The sequence below is a fragment of the Chryseobacillus diguaensis genome (assembly GCF_049220665.1).
In the GTDB taxonomy this organism is placed as follows: domain Bacteria; phylum Bacillota; class Bacilli; order Bacillales; family Bacillaceae; genus Metabacillus_B.
This window is the reverse complement of record NZ_JBMKNV010000023.1, coordinates 1-24,051: the sequence shown is the minus strand read 5'-3', so window position 1 is coordinate 24,051 and position 24,051 is coordinate 1. Positions and strand designations below refer to the sequence as shown.

The 24,051-nt window shown below is 41.7% G+C and carries 23 protein-coding genes, 2 tRNA genes, 1 rRNA gene and 3 pseudogenes; 12 read left to right on the top strand and 17 right to left on the bottom strand.

Going from position 1 to position 24,051, the window contains the following annotated elements; genetic code table 11:
- Positions 1-257: 257 nt before the first annotated feature.
- From ACOT8F_RS20445 to ACOT8F_RS20435, 3 genes and pseudogenes are all read right to left on the bottom strand, one after another.
- Positions 258-694: pseudogene (locus tag ACOT8F_RS20445) on the bottom strand (SRPBCC family protein).
- 114 nt (positions 695-808) lie between these two features.
- Positions 809-1,168 carry an ArsR/SmtB family transcription factor gene (locus ACOT8F_RS20440; RefSeq protein ID WP_421653759.1) on the bottom strand — a complete coding sequence of 120 codons (360 nt, stop codon included), beginning with the start codon at positions 1,166-1,168 and terminating at the stop codon, positions 809-811.
- Complete coding sequence (locus ACOT8F_RS20435) at positions 1,158-1,589, bottom strand: SRPBCC domain-containing protein (RefSeq protein WP_421653758.1); 432 nt, start codon at positions 1,587-1,589, stop codon at positions 1,158-1,160. The genes ACOT8F_RS20440 and ACOT8F_RS20435 overlap by 11 nt, the downstream gene beginning before the upstream one ends.
- A gap of 585 nt (positions 1,590-2,174) precedes the next feature.
- On the opposite strand from ACOT8F_RS20435, the gene fdhD reads away from it, so the two are divergent.
- The 8 genes and pseudogenes from fdhD to ACOT8F_RS20395 all read left to right on the top strand — a co-directional run bounded on the left by fdhD (position 2,175) and on the right by ACOT8F_RS20395 (position 10,121).
- Entirely contained in the window at positions 2,175-2,969 is a 795-nt protein-coding gene (fdhD, locus tag ACOT8F_RS20430; RefSeq protein ID WP_421653757.1) for a formate dehydrogenase accessory sulfurtransferase FdhD, read from the top strand.
- A 273-nt stretch (positions 2,970-3,242) separates the two neighbouring features.
- On the top strand, positions 3,243-3,917 hold the full coding sequence (locus ACOT8F_RS20425; RefSeq protein ID WP_421653756.1) for an esterase/lipase family protein: 675 nt from the start codon (positions 3,243-3,245) through the stop codon (positions 3,915-3,917).
- A gap of 1,037 nt (positions 3,918-4,954) precedes the next feature.
- Positions 4,955-5,293, top strand: a pseudogene (locus ACOT8F_RS20420) (IS110 family transposase); the annotation flags it as partial.
- 264 nt (positions 5,294-5,557) lie between these two features.
- Positions 5,558-6,271: a 5-oxoprolinase subunit PxpB gene (pxpB, locus tag ACOT8F_RS20415; protein ID WP_421653755.1), complete on the top strand. Its 714-nt coding sequence runs from the start codon at positions 5,558-5,560 to the stop codon at positions 6,269-6,271.
- Positions 6,271-7,272 carry a 5-oxoprolinase subunit C family protein gene (locus ACOT8F_RS20410; protein ID WP_421653754.1) on the top strand — a complete coding sequence of 334 codons (1,002 nt, stop codon included), beginning with the start codon at positions 6,271-6,273 and terminating at the stop codon, positions 7,270-7,272. Before pxpB ends, ACOT8F_RS20410 begins: the two co-directional genes overlap by 1 nt.
- A 13-nt stretch (positions 7,273-7,285) precedes the next feature.
- A complete protein-coding gene (locus ACOT8F_RS20405; protein WP_421653753.1) occupies positions 7,286-8,056 on the top strand; it encodes a LamB/YcsF family protein in 771 nt (256 codons plus the stop codon).
- 59 nt (positions 8,057-8,115) lie between these two features.
- On the top strand, positions 8,116-9,306 hold the full coding sequence (locus tag ACOT8F_RS20400) for an NRAMP family divalent metal transporter (RefSeq protein ID WP_421653752.1): 1,191 nt from the start codon (positions 8,116-8,118) through the stop codon (positions 9,304-9,306).
- A 23-nt stretch (positions 9,307-9,329) separates the two neighbouring features.
- Positions 9,330-10,121: a putative hydro-lyase gene (locus tag ACOT8F_RS20395; RefSeq protein ID WP_421653751.1), complete on the top strand. Its 792-nt coding sequence runs from the start codon at positions 9,330-9,332 to the stop codon at positions 10,119-10,121.
- Between the two features lie 257 nt (positions 10,122-10,378).
- On the opposite strand, the gene ACOT8F_RS20390 is transcribed toward ACOT8F_RS20395, so the two are convergent.
- Positions 10,379-10,690, bottom strand: a complete 312-nt coding sequence (locus tag ACOT8F_RS20390; protein ID WP_421653750.1) for a 2Fe-2S iron-sulfur cluster-binding protein — start codon at positions 10,688-10,690, stop codon at positions 10,379-10,381.
- Positions 10,687-12,390 carry an FAD-binding protein gene (locus ACOT8F_RS20385; RefSeq protein ID WP_421653749.1) on the bottom strand — a complete coding sequence of 568 codons (1,704 nt, stop codon included), beginning with the start codon at positions 12,388-12,390 and terminating at the stop codon, positions 10,687-10,689. The genes ACOT8F_RS20390 and ACOT8F_RS20385 overlap by 4 nt, the downstream gene beginning before the upstream one ends.
- A gap of 205 nt (positions 12,391-12,595) precedes the next feature.
- Between ACOT8F_RS20385 and ACOT8F_RS20380 the strand changes: the two are divergent.
- Positions 12,596-12,727: pseudogene (locus ACOT8F_RS20380) on the top strand (site-specific integrase); the annotation flags it as partial.
- A gap of 113 nt (positions 12,728-12,840) precedes the next feature.
- Here ACOT8F_RS20380 and groL read toward each other — a convergent pair.
- Both groL and groES read right to left on the bottom strand, forming a co-directional pair.
- Positions 12,841-14,478 carry a chaperonin GroEL gene (groL, locus tag ACOT8F_RS20375; RefSeq protein ID WP_421653748.1) on the bottom strand — a complete coding sequence of 546 codons (1,638 nt, stop codon included), beginning with the start codon at positions 14,476-14,478 and terminating at the stop codon, positions 12,841-12,843.
- 54 nt (positions 14,479-14,532) lie between these two features.
- Positions 14,533-14,817 (bottom strand): co-chaperone GroES, encoded by a 285-nt coding sequence (gene groES, locus ACOT8F_RS20370; protein ID WP_421653747.1) that lies wholly within the window; start codon positions 14,815-14,817, stop codon positions 14,533-14,535.
- Between the two features lie 293 nt (positions 14,818-15,110).
- Between groES and ACOT8F_RS20365 the strand changes: the two genes are divergently transcribed.
- Both ACOT8F_RS20365 and ACOT8F_RS20360 read left to right on the top strand, forming a co-directional pair.
- A complete protein-coding gene (locus ACOT8F_RS20365) occupies positions 15,111-15,839 on the top strand; it encodes a CPBP family intramembrane glutamic endopeptidase (RefSeq protein ID WP_421653746.1) in 729 nt (242 codons plus the stop codon).
- A 2-nt stretch (positions 15,840-15,841) separates the two neighbouring features.
- A complete protein-coding gene (locus ACOT8F_RS20360) occupies positions 15,842-16,045 on the top strand; it encodes a YdiK family protein (RefSeq protein WP_421653745.1) in 204 nt (67 codons plus the stop codon).
- Between the two features lie 17 nt (positions 16,046-16,062).
- On the opposite strand, the gene tatC is transcribed toward ACOT8F_RS20360, so the two are convergent.
- From tatC to moaC, 3 genes are all read right to left on the bottom strand, one after another.
- Positions 16,063-16,818, bottom strand: coding sequence for a twin-arginine translocase subunit TatC (tatC, locus tag ACOT8F_RS20355; RefSeq protein WP_421653761.1), 756 nt, complete (start codon positions 16,816-16,818; stop codon positions 16,063-16,065).
- Positions 16,819-17,127: 309 nt separating this feature from the next.
- The gene (locus ACOT8F_RS20350; protein ID WP_421653744.1) at positions 17,128-17,769 is read right to left on the bottom strand and encodes a redox-sensing transcriptional repressor Rex; all 642 of its coding nucleotides are present in this window, start codon (positions 17,767-17,769) and stop codon (positions 17,128-17,130) included.
- 3 nt (positions 17,770-17,772) lie between these two features.
- Complete coding sequence (moaC, locus tag ACOT8F_RS20345) at positions 17,773-18,279, bottom strand: cyclic pyranopterin monophosphate synthase MoaC (protein ID WP_421653743.1); 507 nt, start codon at positions 18,277-18,279, stop codon at positions 17,773-17,775.
- A 143-nt stretch (positions 18,280-18,422) separates the two neighbouring features.
- Here moaC and ACOT8F_RS20340 point away from each other — a divergent pair, with 143 nt between their 5' ends.
- Positions 18,423-20,363, top strand: coding sequence for an ABC-F family ATP-binding cassette domain-containing protein (locus ACOT8F_RS20340; protein ID WP_421653742.1), 1,941 nt, complete (start codon positions 18,423-18,425; stop codon positions 20,361-20,363).
- Positions 20,364-20,650: 287 nt separating this feature from the next.
- Here the strand turns inward: ACOT8F_RS20340 and tsaD are convergent, their stop codons facing one another.
- The 7 genes from tsaD to rrf form a co-directional block, all read right to left on the bottom strand.
- On the bottom strand, positions 20,651-21,670 hold the full coding sequence (gene tsaD, locus ACOT8F_RS20335; protein WP_421653741.1) for a tRNA (adenosine(37)-N6)-threonylcarbamoyltransferase complex transferase subunit TsaD: 1,020 nt from the start codon (positions 21,668-21,670) through the stop codon (positions 20,651-20,653).
- A complete protein-coding gene (gene rimI, locus ACOT8F_RS20330; protein WP_421653760.1) occupies positions 21,667-22,119 on the bottom strand; it encodes a ribosomal protein S18-alanine N-acetyltransferase in 453 nt (150 codons plus the stop codon). Before rimI ends, tsaD begins: the two co-directional genes overlap by 4 nt.
- A gap of 13 nt (positions 22,120-22,132) precedes the next feature.
- On the bottom strand, positions 22,133-22,822 hold the full coding sequence (tsaB, locus tag ACOT8F_RS20325) for a tRNA (adenosine(37)-N6)-threonylcarbamoyltransferase complex dimerization subunit type 1 TsaB (RefSeq protein WP_421653740.1): 690 nt from the start codon (positions 22,820-22,822) through the stop codon (positions 22,133-22,135).
- Positions 22,803-23,279 carry a tRNA (adenosine(37)-N6)-threonylcarbamoyltransferase complex ATPase subunit type 1 TsaE gene (gene tsaE, locus ACOT8F_RS20320; protein ID WP_421653739.1) on the bottom strand — a complete coding sequence of 159 codons (477 nt, stop codon included), beginning with the start codon at positions 23,277-23,279 and terminating at the stop codon, positions 22,803-22,805. Before tsaE ends, tsaB begins: the two co-directional genes overlap by 20 nt.
- 432 nt (positions 23,280-23,711) lie before the next feature.
- A tRNA-Asp gene (locus ACOT8F_RS20315) sits at positions 23,712-23,787 on the bottom strand.
- A 3-nt stretch (positions 23,788-23,790) separates the two neighbouring features.
- Positions 23,791-23,867 (bottom strand) — tRNA-Met (locus ACOT8F_RS20310).
- A 49-nt stretch (positions 23,868-23,916) separates the two neighbouring features.
- Positions 23,917-24,032: ribosomal RNA gene (rrf, locus tag ACOT8F_RS20305) — 5S ribosomal RNA — on the bottom strand.
- Positions 24,033-24,051: the final 19 nt, after the last annotated feature.

Here is a 24,051-nt window from a genome sequence, read left to right as displayed (position 1 = left end):
CATTTGATCACGATTCATTTGATTATTTTTAGACAGCATTTCAATCACCTCACTAGTTACTTCTTTCATTATACAAAAAAACTGCCAACATCCTCCTCAAAATCGAGGAGTTTGTCGACAGTCTGAATACATATTATACATGTATTATATGTATCCCTCTTTTCTTTCCTTTGTGGCTTTTTTTAGTAAATCCAGCTTAATTTAGCTGATAACTGTGAGCGAAAACTGGGGCCTTGTCCATCTCTATCACCATTTCATTAATGAATTAAAGATGCTCTCAAATTGTAACGCCATTTTCCATATACCCTTTTAAACAAGTTAACGTATATACCTAGCCTTCTTTTTGGCCAATCATTTTAGCCACAATCTCAGGGTCATTTTCTTTCAAGCCTGATTCAATTACTTCAATAATTGTACTCGTATTTGCTTCTTTTAGTGCAATTGTAACAACCGTTTCTTGACCATCTTTCCCCCAAGATAATACAATTTTCTTTTTGTCCTCGATTTCTATTACTTTTATATCCCCTTTTGCATGGTATTCATCATACCTTAATGTTACCGTCTTGCCTTGCTCCCATCTTTTAGAACTTGACGAGAACCAAAAATTCCCTATTTTTGAAGGATCCACAAATGCTTCAAAGACCTCATGAGCTGGTTTGTCAATTTTTATTTTCGTAGTTATATTTGTATTCATACTAAATCATTCCCTTATAAATTAGGATATGTCCCATCTCATCTGTGAATTTTATGGCTTTGAACCGGAATGCTGAACACTTGTTGTTTTAAATTGTGATAACAGTGGGATTGGTCAGGTCAAATCGGATTTGTTGTTAGTTTCTGCTACGCGCTTAACCCATTCCAATCGTCTGTCCCAATCAGCTGCCAGATTCGCCATCCACTCTGCTGTTGCAGATAGTTGATGTGGACATACTGTATATCGCACTTCCCGTCCAACCCGGCTGCTAACAACAAGTCCAGCTCCATTGAGAACGGTCAGGTGTTTGACAACTGCCTGACGGGATACAGGGACTATAGCAGCCAATGTTGTTGCTGTAGCTTGTCCCCTTGCAGCGATGAGGTTAAGCAGCTGACGGCGAGTGGGGTCTGCTAATGCAATCAAAACATTTTCGAAATTGTTCATATCAGTGAACAACATTTCATTGTTCAACACGCTTCCGTAATGCTTCTAATTGTTGATTCCATCCTTTGACATTTCCTTTAAAGAACTTGTGCCGCTCTTCCTCCGGCACGGCAAGGCTGGAAAAGCCGCTTTCAACAACACTAAGCCAAGTTCCCCCATCCTTTGCAGTCAGCATAAACTCAACTAACGTAGAGTTCCCCTCCCGTGGTTCTTCTCCGGGAAATGAACTTGCCCATCGACAGGCAAGGTAGTTCGGCGGATCAACTTGTTCAATTAATACCAGGAATTTGCCGTACTTTGTTTCCGCTATCACATGTGATCCATCGGCCTGCACCTTGTCGGGGCCTGGCGCATCACCCACCCACCATGCCGGTTGACTAATCACTGCCCATACCGTTTCGGGAGATGCGGCAATGAAAATCTTTCGCTCGATTCTGTCGTTTTCCATTTTTGTTCCTCCTTGACTTTGATACGTGCAACCACAGAGTAGCACATATTGTTACCACGTGCAACCTTATAGTTGCAGGAACATTTCCGGAGACCACCTTAGGAAATCTAAACGGGGTCAGTACCTGCCTTTGACCGATGACCGAAAGCTTTAAAAAAGGGGAAAAACAAAGCTTAAAACTAGGGAAAATAATGCGGTCTCCTGAAGCGCAGGCATCCATGGGCATGATGGCTGAATTTCTAAAAGGCGACTTTCCACTATTGCAAAAAATGCTATCTTTCAAGGTAGCTTTTTGCTCTTTAAAAAATCCATCTAGTTTTCATTTATGCTCCTGGATAATCATTGAGTCATTCTGTAATTTCTATATTATTTTTCATTGAAGGCGCCTTGCTGCTTATGATTAGTTGAGGGAATGTCTATCCTAAAGAGAAAGGTTTATTATATTCCAGTATTGCATTTAGCCCCAAAGCTTAACATATTAGAATGCTTCAATAAAAAATAGGGCTCTGTTAACTTTGTCCATTGATTCGAAAAATCAGCAGGATGCTTTAACCTAGCCAAAAATATAAGATAAGAAGGCTGATCATGAAACCGTTAGAGGTAGAGCGGAAGATTCTCCGTTTTGAAAATGGTAAAACCGAAAGCAAAGAGGACATCGTTGTAACAGAATTTCCAGTTACGGTGAAGATTAATGGACAAGAATTCGTTACCATGGTTTGTACCCCAGAGTATATGGAAGATATGGTGATAGGTTTCTTAGCATCCGAGGGCATTATTCGAAAATACAAAGATATTGAGGAAATTTGGATACAGGAAAAAGAAGGCATTGCCCATGTTATATCGGCAAACATTAATCCTTATTATAAAAACTTTCAAAGCAAACGATATATTACTTCATGCTGCGGTATGAGCAGACAGGGATTTGTTTTTGTAAATGATGCACTGACTGCTAAAAAGATGGACAATATTAGTACAAAACTCTCTATAGAAGATTGTTTTCGATTAATGAGTGACATGCAGCAAGCTGCAAGTACTTTTCAGCTTACAGGCGGCGTTCATAATGCGGCGCTATGTGAGGTTGATGGAATCCTTTTAAGCCGAATGGATATTGGAAGACATAACGCTTTGGATAAAATTTATGGGTACTGTTTGAAAAATAACATTAGCATGGCTGATAAAATTATTGTTTTTAGTGGCCGTATATCTTCCGAGATTCTATTAAAAGCAGCGAAAATTGGATGTGGAATAATACTGTCAAAGTCTGCTCCAACTGAGCTTGCGCTGCAGCTGGCCGATCAATTAGGAATCACAACCATTGGGTTTATCCGTAGTAATTCACTAAATGTTTATACCTATCCTGAACGGATTATAAATATTTAATCGTTCAGGATGGGCTCCAGAAACTGAGCTCATTTTACGTGTGAATATTTTATTAAACATCGCATCGGAAAAGTCAAGTCCAACCAACAAAGAAATAGCAAGGCGTGGGAGAGCTGCAAAATTTGGATAATTTACCTACATCTCTTATCCTTGATTGGTTATTCTAGAGAATGAATCTTCAGGAAAGATACCAATGAAAAGGAAGTGATACCAATGAAATGGATTAGAGTTTTTATGATGCCTTGCTTAGTAATTTTCTTATTGTCAGGATGTATGGCTAATCAGAGTGACAAAGCAAGATCCAGTGAGTATGGCTTAGAAAAAATGAATGAAGAAGGGTCTCAAATTGCTGAAGCACAAAATGGGGAATCGGGAAATCAAGCCAATATTCAGCCAGCACAGACAAATGGCCATGATCCAGTTATCTTCATTCACGGTGCAGGCGGTATCGCCCAAAGCTTTAACTACATTGAAAGTTACCTGAAAAAACAAGGCTGGTCCGATGATGAACTGTATGCTATTGAAATGAAGGATAAAACTGGTAATAATCAAAATAATTCCAAACAGCTAGCTTCTTATGTAGAGGAAGTGTTAAAGAAAACAGGTAAGAGCAAGGTTGATATTGTTGGACACAGCATGGGAGGCCCGAATGCCCTGACTTATATTCTCAATGGTGGCGGAAGTAAGGTGAACGATGTGGTCACGTTTGGCTCTCCTAACAAAATGGTAACTTCGAAAGCTCCAGTGGGTACTGATCCTAACCATAAAATACTTTATACTTCGATTTACAGCATTAACGACTATACAGTGAGCAATGAGCTTTCACCCCTTCAGGGAGCGAAAAACGTTCAAATCAGCGGTGTAGACCACTTTGGATTGCTTTATAGCAATAAAGTCGACGAGCTGATTAAAGAAGGATTGAACGGCGGAGGGAAAAATACAAATTAAGAATTTGATGTCTTTTTATAATTTTCTACTCCAAAACTGAACTACTTAGTTGATATTCTTAATCCTTTAAAAAAGACCAACCCCCCATTTTTAAAAATGCGGGGTATTTTTGCTTCATCCAATGGAGTTACATAGTCTTTTTAATTCTTGTGATAATTCGTCCTTCTTGAAGTTAAAGTTAAATAACTTAAATGGGGGCCCTGATAAAAGGTGAGAATGTTGCGATATCTACTCATGATTAATTCACCCCTCTTCTTATAAATCATCAACATTCAACCCTATAGTGCGTCTAAATTAAAATCTTTGTCACGGAAAACATTCAATTGCCAAAATATCAAGCAAAGTAGAAGATAATGAAAATCAAGATGGGGAGATTAAATTTTTAGAAAAAGAGGAGTTAGCCCGATTCTTACATTTTACTGATTCAGACGGCTTAGAAATGGATTCTTTAATATTCACCACGCTTTCCTATACTGGATTACGTATTGGGGAATTACTTGCCCTTATATGGACTGACTTTGATGGAGGAAAAGGCTCGTTGCGTGTATCTAAGACATGTCTCTTATAACAGAAGCGATGCAAATTCTGTTTGAAATCGCTTTTAAACCGCAGTTACACAATCCACATGTGCAGAGTATATTTGGCAACACATGGGATGTTGGTGGGTAAATATCAACTTGGAAATTTCTTCAAACTTGAGGTATAATATTAATAACGAGATGCGGTCACATCTCGCCTAAGTAACCAATCCAAATCTTCATTTTCAGGATTTATGTTGTTGGATTAAAGCACCACGTTCGTAATATAAGGTTAGCCAGATTTTTCTGGTTGACCTTTTTTTATATGGTTTTATTATATCGGTAGTCGGGGGAGGACGTAGCACCAGTGGGTCTTGAACCCGTCAAGTAAACTGTCCACCCCCTACTTGTATAATCATGTTTCAGGCTGGTTGGGACAAAATCCCGTTTAACAAGCGAACCTATGACATTACAAGGAGCTTTAGGGATTTCTAGAGGAGATTTTAAGATGATCCAGTCATCGGTCTGGATGTTTTCAAAGGGTGAAAGTGAGGTCCAAGCATTTTTAGATAAAGGTAAACCATATCGTAAGAGCTTTAGTATTGTTCACACTCTTGAAGGTTTGGGGGATTTATTGAAATTCCTTCAGGAAGTTGAAAGAGCAGCTGGCGGACATCAACCTTCGGTTGTTTTAGAATCAACTGGGCACTACCATTTTCCTGTTTTTCAGTTCTTAGAAAAAGAAAAATATGTTTGTATAATTGTCAACCCTCTTATCTCACATAGAGCCAAGCCAAGATTTCAAGTCTACAAAAGATAAAAACAGATGCAATCGATGCCTATCATCTTTGTGAATTGTAATATAAAGAGGAATTAGAACCTTACAAGAAGCGTGGAATTCAAAAATGGAGAGTTTAAAACCCCAGTAAAATTAATAATTTCTTCCGAACTTTTCCAATATGGAAACTCATTACTTGATTAATAATTAAATTAGAAACTTTTTGCTCCATATAATCATTTTTCTACTCATCCTCTTTCTATTTTTAGAATTTATTTCATAATTCAAAATATTAAAGTATAATTAAGAAAATAATTTTTGAAAAGCAACAGGAAGTGAAAAAATTGAATTACAGCTTACACCCATTAGGAGACCATGCGGTCATAATAGAACTTGGTGAAGATATAAATTTAGAGACTCAGCAAAATCTTAAATTGATTACCTCTTTTTTTGATAAAAATTTAGAGGACTGGATGGTCGAATACATACCAGCGTTCACTACTGTTACTTTGTTTTATGATCCAGTAAAGGTGATGAATCAAGCCAGCAAGATACATGCACTTCCATACGATATTGTCTGTTCAAAATTAAAATCCTTATTGGCCAGAATTCATGCCGTTAACGAGGACAATCAACGACTTGTTGAAATTCCAGTTTGTTACGGAGGGAATCTTGGTCCGGATTTACAATTCGTTGCTGAACATAATGGCTTGACCCCTGAGGAAGTGATCCATATCCATTCAAGCGGCAATTATATTGTCTATATGATTGGTTTTGCACCAGGATTTCCGTATATCGGTGGAATGTCAGAAAAAATTGCAACCCCTAGAAGAGAAACCGCTCGATTAAAAATCCCTCCAAAAACGGTCGGCATCGCGGGCCAACAAACCGGGGTGTATCCAATCGAGACACCTGGCGGCTGGCAATTGATCGGCAGAACACCTGTCGAACTTTTCCTTCCTGATGAGGAACCCCCAACCCTCCTCAGGGCTGGAGACAAAATTAAATTTAAACCAATCAGCTATAAAGAATACTTGGAACTGGGAGGAGATAAATAATGTTAACGGTAGTTAAGCCGGGGCTCCTTACAAGTGTCCAAGACTTGGGAAGATACGGTTATCAAAAATACGGGGTCATCGCAAGTGGTGTGATGGACCAACTGTCCCATCGCATTTCTAATATATTGGTTGGCAACGAAGAGAACGAGCCTACTTTGGAGATTACATTATTGGGACCGGTTATTCACTTTGATCAAGATAGCCTCATTTCCATTTGTGGCGGCGACTTGTCTCCTTCTATTAATGGCGATTCAGTAAGGATTTGGCGGACCATTTTTGTAAAAAAAGGTAGCAAGCTTTCCTTTGGGCCTGCAATAACAGGGAGCAGGGCCTATCTGGCTGTGGCAGGAGGATTTGTGGTTCCCAAGGTAATGGACAGCAAATCAACATATTTAAGAGCGGGAATTGGCGGATTCGAGGGGCGTGCCTTTAAGGCAGGGGACTCACTGCCATTTAACTTGCCAGGTGAGCTTTCAAGGGTCCTATTTGAATACATGGCACTTCAAGCCGGAGACAAGCCTTTCATCGAAATGGATTGGTCCGTTGCCTCCGATTTAATCCCTCTTCACCAGAAGGATCCATCCATCCGGGTAATGAAGGGGAAACAATATCCTTTATTTTCACAGGAAAGCAAAGAAAAATTTTTTAGCCAAACGTTTGAAGTGACCCCCCAATCGGACCGGATGGGATACCGTTTAAAGGGTTCTTTTTTACAACTGGAGAATCCTGGAGAACTTATTTCCGAAGCGGTAAGCTTTGGTTCGATTCAAGTTCCGTCAGAGGGCAATCCAATTGTCCTCCTGGCTGATAGGCAAACAACCGGCGGCTATCCTAAAATTGGCCAAATATCATCGGTAGATTTACCGATTATTGCTCAGGCCAAGCCGGGAGACCATATTAGCTTTAGTGAAGTAACTCATGAAACAGCCCAGCAACTCTTTCTAGAGAGAGAGAAAAAAATAAAACAGCTTAAGAACGGGATTTTATTGAAATTCAGATAGGAGGATCATTCAAATGACATTTGTAGACATCAACTGCGACATGGGAGAAAGCTTTGGGGCGTACACACTGGGTAGGGATGCTGAAATCCTCGATTATGTGACATCCGCCAATATTGCATGCGGGTTTCACGCCGGTGACCCGGCAACAATGAGGAAAACAGTGATATTGGCTATAGAGAAAAATGTAGGGATTGGCGTCCATCCAGGGCTTCAGGATTTGATTGGCTTCGGTAGAAGAGAGATTAATCTTTCCCCTCAAGAAGCCTTCGACATTGTCTTATATCAAATTGGCGCCCTATATGCATTTGTTAAAGCGGAAGGCGGGAAAATTCAACATGTTAAGCCCCACGGGGCCCTATTCAACATGGCTGCAAAAAATGCCCAGCTAGCTGAAGCGATTGCTGAAGCAGTGTATAAAGTTGACCCTGAGCTAGTCTTTTTCGGCCTGGCGGGCAGTGAACTGGTGAAAGCGGGCAAAAAACTCGGCCTCCGTACTGCAAGTGAGGTCTTCTCCGACCGTACCTACCAGGAGGATGGTTCTTTAACCTCGAGGCGTGAAACAAATGCGCTCATCAAAGAACATGAAGTAGCCGTGAATCAGGTCATCCGGATGGTAAAGGAAGGCAAAGTCACTTCCCTTCAAGGAACAAATATCTCGATACAAGCGGACACAGTCTGCATCCATGGTGATGGCGAAAGCGCATTGAATTTCGCTAAATACATCACGAGTGCTTTAAAGGAATCCGGTATCACAGTTGCCCAAATAGGTAGCTTTATAAAATAAAATTAGCAGGATAATGTCCTTTATGGGCCAGGCCCTGCCAAAATTTCAGGGGGTTTAATATGGAGAAAAAATCAACAGCAAGTGTACTACTGGGAGCCGCCTTCCTAATGGCTACCTCAGCAATTGGCCCAGGGTTTCTGACTCAGACCACAATATTTACGCAGTCCCTAATGGCAAGCTTTGGTTTCATTATCCTAATATCTATTATCATTGATATTGGGGCTCAGATGAATATCTGGAGGATTATCGCTGTTTCAGGGAAACGCGCCCAGGATATTGCAAATGATGTCCTGCCTGGGTTGGGGTATTTCCTTGCAGTTCTCATTGTTGCCGGGGGCCTGGCCTTTAACATCGGTAATATTGCAGGTGCCGGATTGGGTGTCAATGTATTATTTGGGTGGTCTGCTGAAATGGGCGCTTTGTTAAGCGGCATCGTCGCCATCGGAATCTTCCTTGTCCGTGAAGCCGGCAAAGCGATGGACCGTTTCGCACAGGTCATGGGATTCGTAATGATTGCCCTGACAGTTTATGTTATGTTTACTGCCCACCCGCCTCTTGGGGAAGCAGTTGTAAAAACCTTTCTTCCTGATAAAATTGATTTCCTAGCAATCGTTACACTTGTCGGTGGAACAGTTGGAGGGTATATCACGTTCGCCGGCGGCCATCGCTTATTGGATGCTGGCATAAAAGGAAAAGAATCACTACCTGAAGTAACAAAAAGTGCTGTCAGCGCCATCGGAATCGCCTCCATCATGAGGATTTTCCTGTTCCTTTCCGCCCTAGGCATTGTTGCGCAAGGATTAGCAATCGATCCAGCCAACCCACCTGCTTCCGTCTTTAAACTTGCTGCAGGCAATGTCGGCTACAAAATCTTCGGTGTCGTCATGTGGGCTGCCGCTGTTACCTCCGTTGTCGGTGCTGCCTACACCTCTGTTTCGTTTATAAAGACTCTAAGTAAGACAGTCGATAAATATAATAAATGGACAATTGTTGCATTCATAGCCATTTCTACTTTAGTGTTCGTTTTGATCGGAAAGCCGGTAAAAATCCTTATATTGGTTGGATCTATAAATGGACTGATCCTGCCGATTGCCCTCGGAGTAATGTTGTTTGCTGCCTACAGAACAAAAATTGTAGGCGACTATAAGCACCCTCTCTGGATGACAATCTTCGGGGTCATTATCGTTATTGCCATGGCCTATATGGGAGGATACACATTAATCAACGGTATTCCACAGCTATTTAAGTAAATTAGAAACGGAGTGACAAATTTATGATCAGAGCTGAAGCAATGACACCGAACGAAGTACGTGTAATGATCCGCCAAAACCTGTGGTTAAAACCTACTTCCGGTTTGGCCAATGGCTATATCCAGACGAACCTCGCTGTTATCCCGAAGGATTTGGCGTTTGAGTTTCTCTTATTCTGTCAGCGAAATCCTAAACCATGCCCAATTATTGATGTGACCACGCCAGGTGCCAGTGTGCCGGCCTTGTGCGCCCCTGATTCAGACTTAAGAACCGACATTCCTAAATACAGGGTCTACCGCAACGGAGTTTTTACCCAGGAGTTAACAGACGTCTCAGAGCTTTGGGACGAATCCATGGTTGGATTCCTCATCGGCTGCAGTTTTACTTTCGAGGAAGCTCTATTGAAAAACGGTATCCCAATCAGGCACATCGAAGAAGAGCGAAATGTCCCAATGTACAAAACAAATATTCCTACGGTAAAAGCAGGCAGATTCGAAGGCCCAACCGTTGTGAGTATGCGCCCAATGACGGAAAAAGACGCCATTCGTGCCGTCCAGGTGACAAGCCGGTTCCCTTCCGTCCATGGCGCACCCCTACATATTGGGAATCCCGCGGCAATTGGGATTGAAGATATCAATCGTCCTGATTTTGGCGATAGCGTCACTATTAAAAGCGGTGAAATTCCCGTTTTTTGGGCGTGTGGCGTAACCCCTCAGGCTGTTGCCATGAATGTTAAGCCAGAAATCATGATTACTCACGCGCCGGGACATATGTTTGTGACTGATTTGAAAAACGAACAATTCAGCGTCCTTTAATTATTGAAAAAACTCGTCTATTTTTGACGAGTTTTTATTTTGGAGTTAACACTTACAGACTATTAAATTACCATTACTAAACATTTTTAGTTTCCTACTCTTATACTGAATATTATTACTTTTTAGAAATGAAATGACGTGGTTTCGCAGCCCCTTTTTATCTAATTCCCGGTCGTATTTTTAACCCGCTTTAAAGAGGACAGCCGATTCCACACATCCTTCTTCCACAAACTCCCCTATAAGGAGCGTACCTTTTGCTAATCCATTTCAACAGTTAAATCCTTCAGCCATGGCTTTCCTTTTAGAGGCATGACCGTCACATTGGTATTTTGTTTAGCCCGGATGCTGCACAAATAGCCAGCCTTACCGTCCACCAGGGCCATACATTCCTTGCAGGCATTTGCCGATTTGCAAGAATATCTTACTGAAAGCGAAGGGTCAACGTGCTCGCGAATCCAAAAAATGCTGTCTAGAAGACTGGAGCCTTCCGTGAATGGGACTTCATATTCTACCAGTTCGCTTCCTTGTTTGGCATCGCCTCTGACAATACTTAACTTGATTGTACTCACTGTGATTCCTCCTTGCTAACTGGAAGCTGTTCCATCTCCCATTTTTCGGCTTCTGTCAAAGTAAATTTTGAATGAAAGGTTTCTGTTTGCTGTTCCGGAAAATCAAGCCGGACATGCGCCCCTCTTGATTCACGTCTTTCTAATGCTCCAAGAATGATAGCTTCCCCAACAAGTGTCATATGATAGGCTTCAAGCTTTTCCACCAAAGACAAAGCAAAGCTATCTTGTTTTGCCAATGCCGTCTTTCTACACACATCACGCAGGGACCGTACATCCTTTAAGGCATTCTCAAGCGACTCTTTGGTTCTAAGCGGACCTGCTCCCTTCCATAATGCCTTCTGAATGTTCCGTCTAATCGATAACATCGATCCTTCATCCTGGTTTGTATTCCTAGGGTGCCAGAAATCCTGCAGTTTCTCCCACTCATTTGTAAGTTCTTCTTCGACTACTGGATTAAAAACATGATTCTGATAAGCTGCTGCTGTTTCGCCTGCAATCCTGCCCGTTACTAGTGCCTCAGTAATGGCATTACCTGAAAGCCGGTTTGCGCCGTGCATCCCGAGGATCAGCTCTCCGCAGGCAAGCAGGCTTGGAACCGTTGTATTCATATCTTTATCAACCTTGACCCCGCCAAGCATGAAGTGGGCCATCGGGGCTACCTCCACTAAATCCTTTGTGAGGTCCACCCCCTGGGATTTCAAAATATCTATAACAGGACCGAAGCCTTCTTTCAATTTTTCTGATGGCACCATCCGGAAATCAAGATAGGCTCCTCTGTGAGGCGTTCCTCTTCCTGCCTCCACTTCCTTAAAAATGGCGTAGCTTGTCATATCGCGTGTAGCGGTATACTTTCCTGCTTGCTCCCCAGCATAGCGGTCCATAAATTCCTCGTGCTCTCCGTTCAACAAGCGACCGCCGAGCTTATAGCGAAAGGGATCCCACATTATCGGGTCAATTCCAACAAGTGGAGGGTATAGATGGGCTATCGGGAAAAACTGCACCATTTCCATGTCATATAACTCTGCCCCAGCGTCTGCAGCAATGCAGAATCCGTCACCTGTCATATTGGTAGATGCGCTGTTCCTTTCAAATGCCTCGGTCAACCCGCCGGTGGCTAAAATAACCTGGGAAGCACTGATACCGAACGGAACCATTTTTTCCATTGAAAATCCAACCGCCCCGACAATCTTTCCATTCTCCTTGACAAGGCGGGTGATCATGACATTTTTAAACCGGGTGATTTTGCTATCCTTCCAAATCGATTTTCTCAATCCCTGTGAAGTGGCTCCCCCAGTATTCAAAATGTCGACATATACGCATCTTTGACGTGAGTGGCCAGGAGACACAACTTGAGACCGCTTTCCGTCATTGGTCCTTGCCCAGTTTACTCCATACCCTTCAACCTCCAGGATTACCTCTGGCGCCCTATCTACAATTGTGCGGACAATTCCAGGATCGGCAAGCCCCCTTGCTCCTTCCATTGTATCCTTGAAATGGATATCCGGATTGTCTCCCTCTGCTTCACCTAAAGCAACAGCAACCGTCATTTGGGCAAGAATTGTTGCTCCACCTCTTCCTACAAGGCTTTTATCTGAAATTATTACATTTGACCCTTTATCTGCGGCCGCCTTTGCCGCCATCATTCCGGCTGCACCCGAACCAATGACCAGGACATCAGTGCTGTATAATTCATTAGCCATTTTTCCATCCTCCCCTTTGTACCTATATGTAAAAAAGACTTATCCTAACATTTAAGGGGTAAGTTATGTTTCTACTTATTTTATTTCATAATTCATAATTTTCCAATATAATCGAACAAAAAAATGAGGATGCAACTTCCCTTTCAGTAATATCATGAATCTACCTCGGGAATAAAATAACCGCTATAAATCATATAGAGCCTATAAAGAAATCCAGCAGAGATTGGGACACTCAGATATTAATACTACAATGAATATATACGCTCATATGACCGCCAACATGGAAGAAAAGGCCTCCCTTCAGTTTAGCAAACTGATGAAAGACCTTCTCCAATAGTTAGCTTTTCATAGTCATGGATCCTGTGTTTCTGAGAAACGAGGACAAATCCGAGGACAAGAAAAGCCTATTATCATTTTAGACATTGATATAACAAGGTTTTAAACCCCTTTTTACATCATGCCGCCCATTCCACCCATGCCGCCCATACCGCTCATGTCAGGCATGCCGCCGCCGTTTTCTTCAGGCTTATCGGCAACTACTGCTTCAGTTGTTAGCAACATAGCTGCTACAGATGCAGCGTTTTGAAGAGCTGAACGAGTTACTTTAGTAGGGTCAACGATTCCAGCCTCTACCATGTTTACCCATTGTCCAGTTGCAGCGTTGAAACCAACACCGATTTCTTCATTTTTCAGACGCTCTACAATAACAGATCCTTCAAGACCAGCATTGTGTGCAATTTGGCGAACTGGCTCTTCTAGAGCGCGAAGTACGATGTTGATACCTGTTGCAGCATCGCCTTCAGCTTCTAGTGCAGCTACTTTGTTGTATACATTGACAAGAGCTGTACCACCACCGGATACGATACCTTCTTCAACTGCAGCACGAGTTGAGTTAAGAGCATCTTCAATACGAAGTTTGCGCTCTTTCAATTCAGTTTCAGTTGCAGCTCCAACTTTGATAACAGCAACTCCTCCTGCAAGTTTAGCAAGACGCTCTTGAAGTTTTTCTTTATCGAATTCAGAAGTTGTTTCTTCCAGCTGCGCACGGATTTGGTTTACGCGGCCTGCAATTTTGTCAGACTCGCCAGCACCTTCAACGATTGTTGTATTTTCTTTTGTTACAACAACTTTAGAAGCGCGTCCAAGCTGAGTGATGTTTGCAGATTTAAGGTCAAGGCCAAGATCCTCAGTAATTACTTCACCGCCGGAAAGGATAGCAATATCTTCAAGCATTGCTTTGCGTCGGTCACCGAATCCTGGAGCTTTAACCGCTACAGCATTGAATGTTCCGCGAAGTTTGTTCACGACTAGTGTAGCAAGAGCTTCACCTTCAACATCTTCTGCAACAAGCAATAGTGGCTTGCCTTGTTGAACAACTTGCTCAAGTACAGGAAGGATTTCCTGGATGTTTGTGATTTTTTTGTCAGTGATCAGAATGTATGGATTTTCAAGAACAGCTTCCATTTTATCTGAATCAGTTACCATGTAAGGAGATGCATATCCGCGGTCGAATTGCATACCTTCTACTACTTCAAGTTCAGTAGTGAAACCTTTGGATTCTTCAATTGTGATAACGCCGTCATTTCCAACGCGCTCCATTGCTTCAGCGATCAATTGGCCGACTTCATCGTCTGAAGAAGAAATAGCTGCTACTTGAGCGATAGAATCTTTGCTTTCGATTGGTTTTGAAATCGCTTTAAGCTCTTCGATTGCAACTGCAACAGCTTTTTCAATTCCTTTGCGTACGCCCATTGGGTTAGCGCCAGCCGTTACGTTTTTCAGACCTTCGCGGATCATTGCCTGAGCAAGAACTGTCGCAGTCGTTGTACCGTCACCGGCTACATCATTTGTTTTGCTTGCCACTTCAGCAACCAATTTTGCACCCATGTTTTCAAATGCATCTTCAAGCTCAATTTCTTTTGCGATGGTTACACCGTCATTTGTGATAAGCGGAGATCCGAATTTTTTCTCAAGAACGACGTTGCGTCCTTTTGGTCCAAGTGTTACTTTAACCGCGTTTGCCAGTGCATCTACACCGCGAAGCATGGAACGGCGTGCTTCTTCGCTAAACTTGATTTCTTTAGCCATGAATAAGTACCTCCCGGAATGTTTATTGTTTTTTTATCTGATGGTTTCAGCTATTTAACCGATAATAGCTAAAATGTCGCTTTCACGCAGGATTAAATATTCTGTGCCTTCATATTTCACTTCAGTGCCAGCATATTTTGAGAAGATGATGCGATCGCCTGCAGCTACTTCAAGGGCAACTTTTTCTCCGCTATCCAGTACACGGCCTGTACCAGCAGCTACTACTTTACCTTCTTGAGGCTTTTCTTTCGCAGAATCAGGCAATACGATTCCGCTAGCAGTTTTTTCTTCTGATTCAACCAATTCAATTACTACACGATCACCTAATGGCTTTAACAATTGAAACACCCTCCTCAAAGTTCATATGTAAATGATTTTTATTAGCACTCAATGGCATCGAGTGCTAACACACTTATTATATTATTAAATCTCATCTTCAATTTCAAGTAAAAAACCAATTTTTTTCCGAACAACTTAACTTTACTGAATTATGAAGCAATAAGCAAAAAATAACCCTTCGGCTGGATGTTCTGAAAATGCGTACAGTTGGGGAAAATAGGGCAGGATATGTTACAATTATCAATAGTTTTTATCAATTTTCCATATGGCAGCGGAAAAAGGAGATACATAATATGAAGAAACAATATTGGCTGATCTTATTAACTTATGTCCTAATGCAGCTGTCAGGTCTGGTTGGCCCTTTTTTGCTTCTGTCAATAGGAGTAGGCGGAGGACAGCCAAGACATGCAGCAGGACAGATCGCTTCAGGCTACTGGGCTGTTTTTAGCTTTCTCGCTGCTCTTATCATAACGATTCTATTAATCAGGGCTGATAAAGGAGAAGCTGAGCTGAGGGGCAAGCCTGCATCACCTTCCCTATCGGCATTCTGGGCTGTTTGCGGTATTTTCCTGGCATTGTTTGCACAATCGATCGCAGGCATGATTGAAACATATGTGCTTCATATTAAGCCTGGATCTGAAAATACGAAAACGATTGTTGAATTTATTTCCTATACCCCCCTTCTTGTGATCGTAGTAGCTATTGTCGGGCCGATTCTAGAGGAAATTGTTTTCCGCAAAATTATTTTCGGATCCCTTTATAAAAGGACGAATAATTTTTTCATTGCTGCTCTGATCAGTTCGCTGATCTTTGCTCTCGTTCACTTTGAGCCTGTACATGTACTATTATACAGTGCAATGGGTTTTACCTTTGCCTTTCTCTATGTCCGGACAAAAAGAATCATTGTACCTATGATTGCACACATGTCTATGAACACTCTGGTCATATTGGTTAATTTCGGGCTCAAGGACCAGATCGAACAATTAAATCATCAAATGCAATTGATTATTGGAGGCCTTTAAGAATGAGAACCAGCCCAAACATAATGGGATTTTTCTACCTTGCAATGGGTGCTTTGTTTACGTACCTGGCTGTTAATTCTTCAGGAGGCGGTTTGTGGACTTTTCCCACAATTGTCCTCATTCTGATAGCAACATTTGACTTTGGTGCTTCCATTCGGATGTTTGCTTTCAGCAATAAAATAAAAAAAATGAAAAATAAGAAATAAAGATAAAGTAGCCTTTCCTATTCGGAGAGGCTTTTATTTTGCTCCTCAAAAATGACCTTTTGTGCTTTTCGATAAGAAGCTCTTGATATAAGGATGCTTATTTCATATAGCAGCACCAGCGGAACAGCAACGAGTACTTGAGAAATTACTTCAGGCGGGGTAATGATGGCAGCTACAATTAAAAGAAGCAAATAGGCATACCTTCTCGTTTTAGATAGAAGCATCGGTGTGACAATCCCAAGTCTTGTCAGAAACATAACAGCAACAGGCATTTGAAACACGATGCCGAACGGAAGTATGAGTTCCAGGAGAAACGTAAAATATTCGTGAACCCCGATTACTTGAACAATGCCGAGCTCTCTTGAAATCTGGGTCATAAAGTTTACAACTATCGGGAACAAAACAAAGTAACCAAAGGATATGCCGATCAAAAACAATCCTATGGAAAGAGGGATATAGCTGAGCGTGACCCTTCTCTCCTTTTCATATAGACCCGGGCTGATGAAGGCCCAAAGCTGATATAAAATGACAGGAGATGTGAGAATGATGGCGATGATGAAGGTGAATTGCATGAAGACAAGCATCGGATCCGTCAATTTAAAGGCATTGAGAGAAAAGAGCTTTGCCTCATTGGTATGCTGCAGGTAAACAATTGCCGGCCTGGCGAGGAAAAAACCTGCTACCATGGCAGCTGCAAAAAAGAAAAGGACAATAAAAAGCCTTACTCTGACCTCAGCTAAATGATCATAAACCGACATCTCCTGTTTTTTCATCATAACTCCATCCCATCTTCTAATGTAACAGCTTTACTTTGTTCTTGTCTGTTCTCGCAGATAGTGATGCTGTTCGTAAATGCTTTTATCACGCATTTTAACTTACTTCGGGGCATCTTTTCTTAAAGATCCTGCCAAATTAAGGGTCCTTCAGCTGAAATTTAGAGTGAGAAGAAACAAAGTTTAAGAAAAGAGCCTTGTTCTTTTAGGTGCTTGCGCTTTCTTTGGTATTAATGTCATCCCGATTTGCACACCTGCTAAAACGAGAGCCGTTTTTGCTGCTGTTTTCATCGAAAGCCGCCTCTTTTCTTAAGATTCTCCCTGGTAATGCTTTAGAAAATACACAAGAGACTGAAGCTCTACCGCAAGATCTATATGATGAATCCGGATACTGTCAGGCACATTCAGTCTTGCAGGTGTAAAATTAAGAATGCCTTTAATCCCTTTTTTAATAAGCCGGTCTGTGATAGATTGTGCTGCCGGTGCAGGTACGGTTAGAATGGCAACTGGCGTATCCCCAGGCATATTTTCTTCAAGGGTATCCAGATGATAAACCGGCACTCCCCCTACCTCGGTTCCTATTTTGCTTTCATCCACATCAAAGGCAATGGTAATTTGAGTATTATTGTTTTTAGAAAAATTGTAATGTAAAAACGCGGTTCCTAAGTTTCCGACCCCTATTAAAATAACCTTGGTTACTTCATCCTGATCAAGGGTTTTTCGAAAGAAGGAAAGCAAATAGGAAACATTGTAGCCATACCCTTTTTTTCCTAGTGCTCCAAAATAGGAGAAATCACGCCGTATCGTAGCTGAATCTACTTTTACTGCATCACTCAATTCCGCTGAGGAAACCCGCTGTTTCCCTGAAGCATGGAGGTTCTGCAGGAAACGGTAGTATAGCGGCAGGCGTTTTGCTGTCGCCTGGGGTATTTTTGATTGATCTAAATTCACGTCTTATCCCTCACGATCTTCGATGCCTTCATTACGGCTGTAGTCGCCGCTTTTGCCCCCTGTTTTCTTTTGAAGGTAAGTGGGGCCTATAACCATTCCTTTATCAATGGCTTTGCACATATCATAAACAGTCAAAGCGCAGACTGACACGGAAGTTAGCGCTTCCATTTCAATACCTGTACCGCCTTTTGTCCGTGCTTCTGCTACTATATTTAAAAAGAATTCATCTTCTTTTTCTTCCCATTCGAATGCTATATCAATACCGTGAATGGGGATTGGATGACACATGGGTATAATATTGGAGGTCTGCTTGGCAGCCATTATTCCTGCTACTTGTGCAACTGCGAGCACATCACCTTTTCCAATCTCCTGGTTTTTGATTTTTTCGAAGGTTTCCCTGTTCATGCTGACTTTTGATTTAGCAGCAGCTGTGCGTACTGTTGAATCCTTAGAAGTAATATCTACCATTTTCGCTCTGCCCTGTTCATTAAAATGAGTTAAACGCGTCATTACGGAAACCTCTCCTTTACCAAACTATACACTATTTTTTCCTTGTTGTCTTTTTATGACATTACTCTTAGCAAGCAATGCAAAGTGTTGCCCTCATTGATTTCATAGGCTACACTTAAGCTAGCATAATAGAGGTGAAACAAATGATTATTTTACAAGTTCATCAGCTCACAAAATCGTTTGGTGCTGATCTTATTTTATCGAACATTAAACTTGAAATTCAATCAAGAGACCGTATTGCTCTTGTTGGCCGAAACGGCGCTGGTAAATCGACTTTATTGAAAATTATTTCAGGGCAGCTTTCGTATGAATCAGGCGAAATTTTCATGCCGAAAGGCCTTTCTATCGGATACCTTGCCCAAAATACAGGACTTGAATCAAGCCTTACCATTTGGGATGAAATGCTGACTGTGTTTGAGGATCTCAGACAAATGGAGAAAAAAATGCGTTCTTTGGAAGCAGAAATGTCTCATGTTGACCCTACTGCAGGTGCATTTGAAAAGTTAATGAATGAATATGATGCCCTTCAGGTTAGCTTTAATGAAAAAGGCGGTTACCAGTATGAAGCAGATATCCGTTCCGTTCTCCATGGTCTCGGGTTTGCTCAGTTTGACCAAAGCACACTTATTTCCACATTAAGCGGCGGCCAGAAAACCCGTCTTGCGCTTGGAAAACTCCTTTTGACAAAGCCTGAACTTTTAATTCTGGATGAGCCGACAAACCATCTTGATATTGAAACTCTTACTTGGCTTGAACAGTATCTGCAGGGCTATCAGGGTGCCGTTTTAATTGTTTCGCATGACAGATATTTTCTGGATAAAGTCGTTACTCAGGTTTATGAAATTTCACGCCATCAGTCTTCTAAATACATCGGCAACTACAGCCGCTATCTGCAAATAAAAGCAGAGCAATATGAACGTGAACTGAAATTATTTGAGAAGCAGCAAGATGAAGTGGCCAAACTAAAGGATTTTGTTCAAAAAAATCTTGCCAGGGCGTCTACTACGAAAAGGGCGCAAAGCAGACGCAAGCAGCTTGCACGAATGGATTTAATGGACAGGCCGAGCGGTGATGAAAAATCAGCTAACTTCCATTTTGATATTGAAAAACAAACAGGGAACGACGTCCTGAAGGTAAGCAGCCTGGCCGTTTCCTACGATTTAAAGACACCTACCATCTCGAATGTTTCTTTTAACATATCAAGAAAAGATAGCATTGCATTAGTCGGTCCTAATGGAATGGGGAAATCGACTTTGCTTAAAACGCTTATTGGAAAGCTTAAAGCTCTCTCAGGTGATATTCGTATGGGATCAAATGTGAAGATCGGCTACTATGATCAGGAGCAGGCTGAACTCACTTCAAATAAGCGTGTCTTGAATGAACTGTGGGATGACTATCCTTTGAAACCAGAAAAGGAAATTCGCACTGTCCTTGGGAACTTCCTGTTTTCTGGGGATGATGTGCTTAAAACTGTTTCTACCTTAAGCGGCGGAGAGAAGGCACGCCTTGCTTTAGCTAAGCTCATGATGGAAAAGGCCAATTTTTTAATATTGGATGAACCGACAAACCATCTCGATTTGGACAGCAAGGAAGTATTGGAGAATGCCCTTATCGATTATCCTGGTACGATCCTGTTTGTTTCCCATGACCGCTATTTTATTAACAGGCTGGCTACAAAAGTTCTTGAGCTCTCAAAAGAGGCCATTACTGAATACCTCGGTGACTATGATTACTATGTATCAAAAAAACAAGAACAGTTAGAATTGGAACAAATAGAAAACAAAGAAGAGAAAAAGACACCGAAGCCTGAAGAAGATGATAAAAAACTCTCCTATCAGCAGGATAAGGAATTGAAAAAGCTCGAAAGGCAGCGTCAGCGCCGAATTCAGGAAATAGAAAAAGAAATTGCAGAACTCGAACAGCATATTGAGGAAAATGATGAAAAACTTGCTGATCCCGAAATCTATCAAAATCATAAAATGGTTCAGGAAATCAGTGCTAGTACGGACGAAAGCAGGAATAATTTAGAAGTTCTCATGGAAGAATGGGAAATGCTTCTTGAAAATGAACCGCTGGCTGATTAAGCCCGCGGTTTTTTTATCCACACCTTTTTTCTAGCAATTTCAAGTTATCAAGATACTTATACACATTATCCACAATCAACTGACTATTTGTTTATAGAATATGAAGCAGAAAGGCGTTGATATGATTGGATTATTTCCGCATGTGGACAATTGTGCATAACCCTGTGGATAAATAATACGAGAAACAAAATTATACACAGATCAGTCTGATCCATGTGAATTTGAAGAGAAAAAAATAACACCCTCACGTTAGTGAAGGTGTTTTTGTTTTTAGGCCTAAAAAAAACCTAGTATGAAGTTAATTCAAGACCTGGATTTGCATTCATATCCATTTTACTGCGAATCCCTTTTTCAAAGACGACACTTCCTGCTGCCGCAATCATTGCAGCATTATCCGTACATAAAGATAATGGAGGAATGACGAGTTCAATGGATTCCTTATGGCCAAAAGCCTCTTTCAGGGCATTCCGCAGTCCGCTGTTAGCTGCTACGCCCCCAGCCAGAAGAACCTGCTTCACCTTATATTGTTCAGCAGCCTTCAGTGTTTTTGTAACGAGAACTTCAATTACACTTTCCTGAAAGCTTGCTGCTAAATCCTTCGGTTCAATATGAACACCTTTTTGCTCTGCATTATGGAGTGTATTAATAACTGCTGATTTTAACCCGCTGAAGCTAAAATCATAAGAGCCTTCTTCAAGCCAGGCTCTTGGAAGTTTGATAACAGGTTCGCCCTCTTTTGCGAGCCGGTCAATGTGAGGTCCTCCTGGATAAGGCAGCTTTAAGGTTCTGGCTACTTTATCATAAGCTTCTCCAGCTGCATCATCCAGCGTCTCACCAATGACTTCAAAAGATCCATGTTCCTTCATATAAACAAGCTCTGTATGGCCTCCTGATACAACAAGGGCGATAAGAGGGAATTTCATCTCAGCAACGAGCTGATTGGCATAGATGTGCCCTGCAATATGGTGGACGCCAATAAGTGGAAGGCCCTTTGAAAAGGCAAGAGCTTTTGCTGCATTAACGCCAATCAGCAATGCCCCTACAAGCCCTGGCCCTTCTGTTACGGCAATACCGCTAAGCTGATCAAAAGTCAAACCGGACTGTTCCATCGTTTCTTGCAGCACAAGAGTCATTTGTTCAACGTGATGTCTAGAAGCGATCTCAGGAACAACTCCGCCAAATCGTTTATGGCTCTCAATTTGTGAGGAAACGACATTTGCAACAATCTCATGGCCATTCTTAACAATAGCTGCTGCTGTTTCGTCACAGCTTGTTTCAATTGCTAAAATATATTGATCCTGTTTCATGAAATACCCACCCACATTACTAATGCATCTTCCAGATTATCTGTATAGTAGTTTTTACGAATTCCTCCTGATTCAAATCCCAGCTTCTTATAAAGCCCTTGAGCCACGTGATTAGACACACGTACCTCTAAGGAAAGTTTCAGGGCACCGCGCTTTTTCGCTATTGATCTTGCCCGTCTCAAAAGGTGTTCACCAATCTTGTTGCCTCTATATGCAGGCAGGACAGCGATATTGGTTATTTGTGCTTCATCAATAATGACCCATAAACCGCAATAGCCAACGATTTGTCCATCAATTTCAGCTACAAGATAGGTTGCAAACATATTATGCACCACTTCATTATAAAAAGACTCCTTCGTCCATGGCACGTTAAATGATTGCAGCTCCACAAAATGAACGGCATCAATATCTTCTATTGTCATTAATCGAATCGTTACGTCTTTTTCCACAATCCACACCAACTTACTTTTGCTCCTCAAGCCATTTTGCTTCTGCTTCTGCAAGCCTTATATAATTAGGGACAAGTGCATGCACATTCACAGTTTCTTTTTTTAATCCGATTAAAGCAAGCTCCGAAGGCCGGGGATTATGCTGAGTCATCTCACCGAAAAATGCCTGGCTGCCCATCTCTTCCTCTATCATTTTCTGGTGAATCGAGAGGTCGCTTCCAAGAAAGAGAATAGGTTCTTCAAGCTTTTTCAGCTGCTTAATCCAGTCTATTAATAATATGTTTTGATCTGCTGATGTACATTCTATTTCCCTATTTTGGTACCGGTATAAACCAGTATATACCTGGCCACGCCTTGCATCAAATAAAGGACAAATAAAACCATTAAAGAAACGTCCATTTGCAGCCAAAACTTCTAAACTTGATACGGCTGCAGCCGGTATATTTAAAGACCATGCCAGGGTTTTGGCAATAGTTACCCCAATCCTTACCCCTGTGTAGGAACCAGGGCCGTTTGCAACAATGACTTTTTCCAATTCAGAAGGGGTGATGCCGCATTCCTTAAGCAGTCCCTCAATAGCAGGCATCGCCCTGACAGAATGATCTTTTTTGAGATTCGTGATCATTTCTCCCACTACATTGCCATTATTCAATACAGCAATGCCAAGGGTATAATTTGATGTATCAAGCGCTATTGCTTTCATTTTTAAAAAGCTCCTTGCAAAGTTTCAAGTAGGATTCACCTTTAGCAGAAAAGGTAATTTGGCGTCTGTCATTTTCAATGTGAACAATTTCAATATCCAAGCGTTCTTCAGGAAGCTGGTCTTTTATTAGGTGAGCCCATTCAACGACAGTAATGCCCTCTCCTTCAAAATACTCTTCAAATCCAAGATCTTCTTCTTGATCACCTAGACGGTACACGTCCATATGATAGAGAGGAAGCTTGCCTCCGCTATATTCTTTTATGATCGTAAAAGTAGGGCTGTTCACATTGCGTTTAATTCCCAGTCCTTTTGCCAGTCCTTTAGTAAAGGTAGTTTTTCCTGCTCCAAGGTCTCCCTCAAGAGTTAGAACCGCTCCAGGAAAAAGCAAACCAGCAAGTCTTGAAGCCAGTTCCCCCGTATCTTCAGGATGGCTGCTCTCAAAAACAAATGAATTCATTCTATCACCTGCACTTTAATTACCGTTCAAAACTATATACTTATCATACTATACAAGAGAGCGTAAAGCATGCGATGAAAGATTCGGTTTTATCGATTTCAATTTAAAATCTCTCAGGAAGCTTTGCTCTTTAAAGCGTTCCTTTAAGAATATGTATAATGCAGCCTTTGAATATTCTCTTATTAGTGTAACCAAATATTCGTCAGCTATCTTTTAAAAACCATAAAAAAAGCGGAAGGCGGCAGTCTTAGACGACAAGCACAAGTGAAGCTTGGCTTGAAGGCTGTTCTTTAACCTTCTAGACAAATTGGCTTGACGTCTGAGCCGATGGCGCCTAGAGCTAGATTCAACACGCAAACTAAGTTAAGAAATGATATATATTCTGATAACATAAAAAAACGAAACTCACGTTTCGTTTGGATTCTAATAGAATGGCGGTCCCGACCGGGATCGAACCGGCGATCTCCTGCGTGACAGGCAGGCATGTTAACCGCTACACCACGGGACCATTTGGTTGCGGGGACAGGATTTGAACCTGCGACCTTCGGGTTATGAGCCCGACGAGCTACCAGACTGCTCCACCCCGCGATAATATTAAGCAATAATTTATCCATGTTCATAAATATTAAAAATATTTGTCCGGCGATGTCCTACTCTCACAGGGGGAAACCCCCAACTACCATCGGCGCTGAAGAGCTTAACTTCCGTGTTCGGTATGGGAACGGGTGTGGCCTCTTCGCCATCATTACCAGACAAATATAGAAGAGATTGC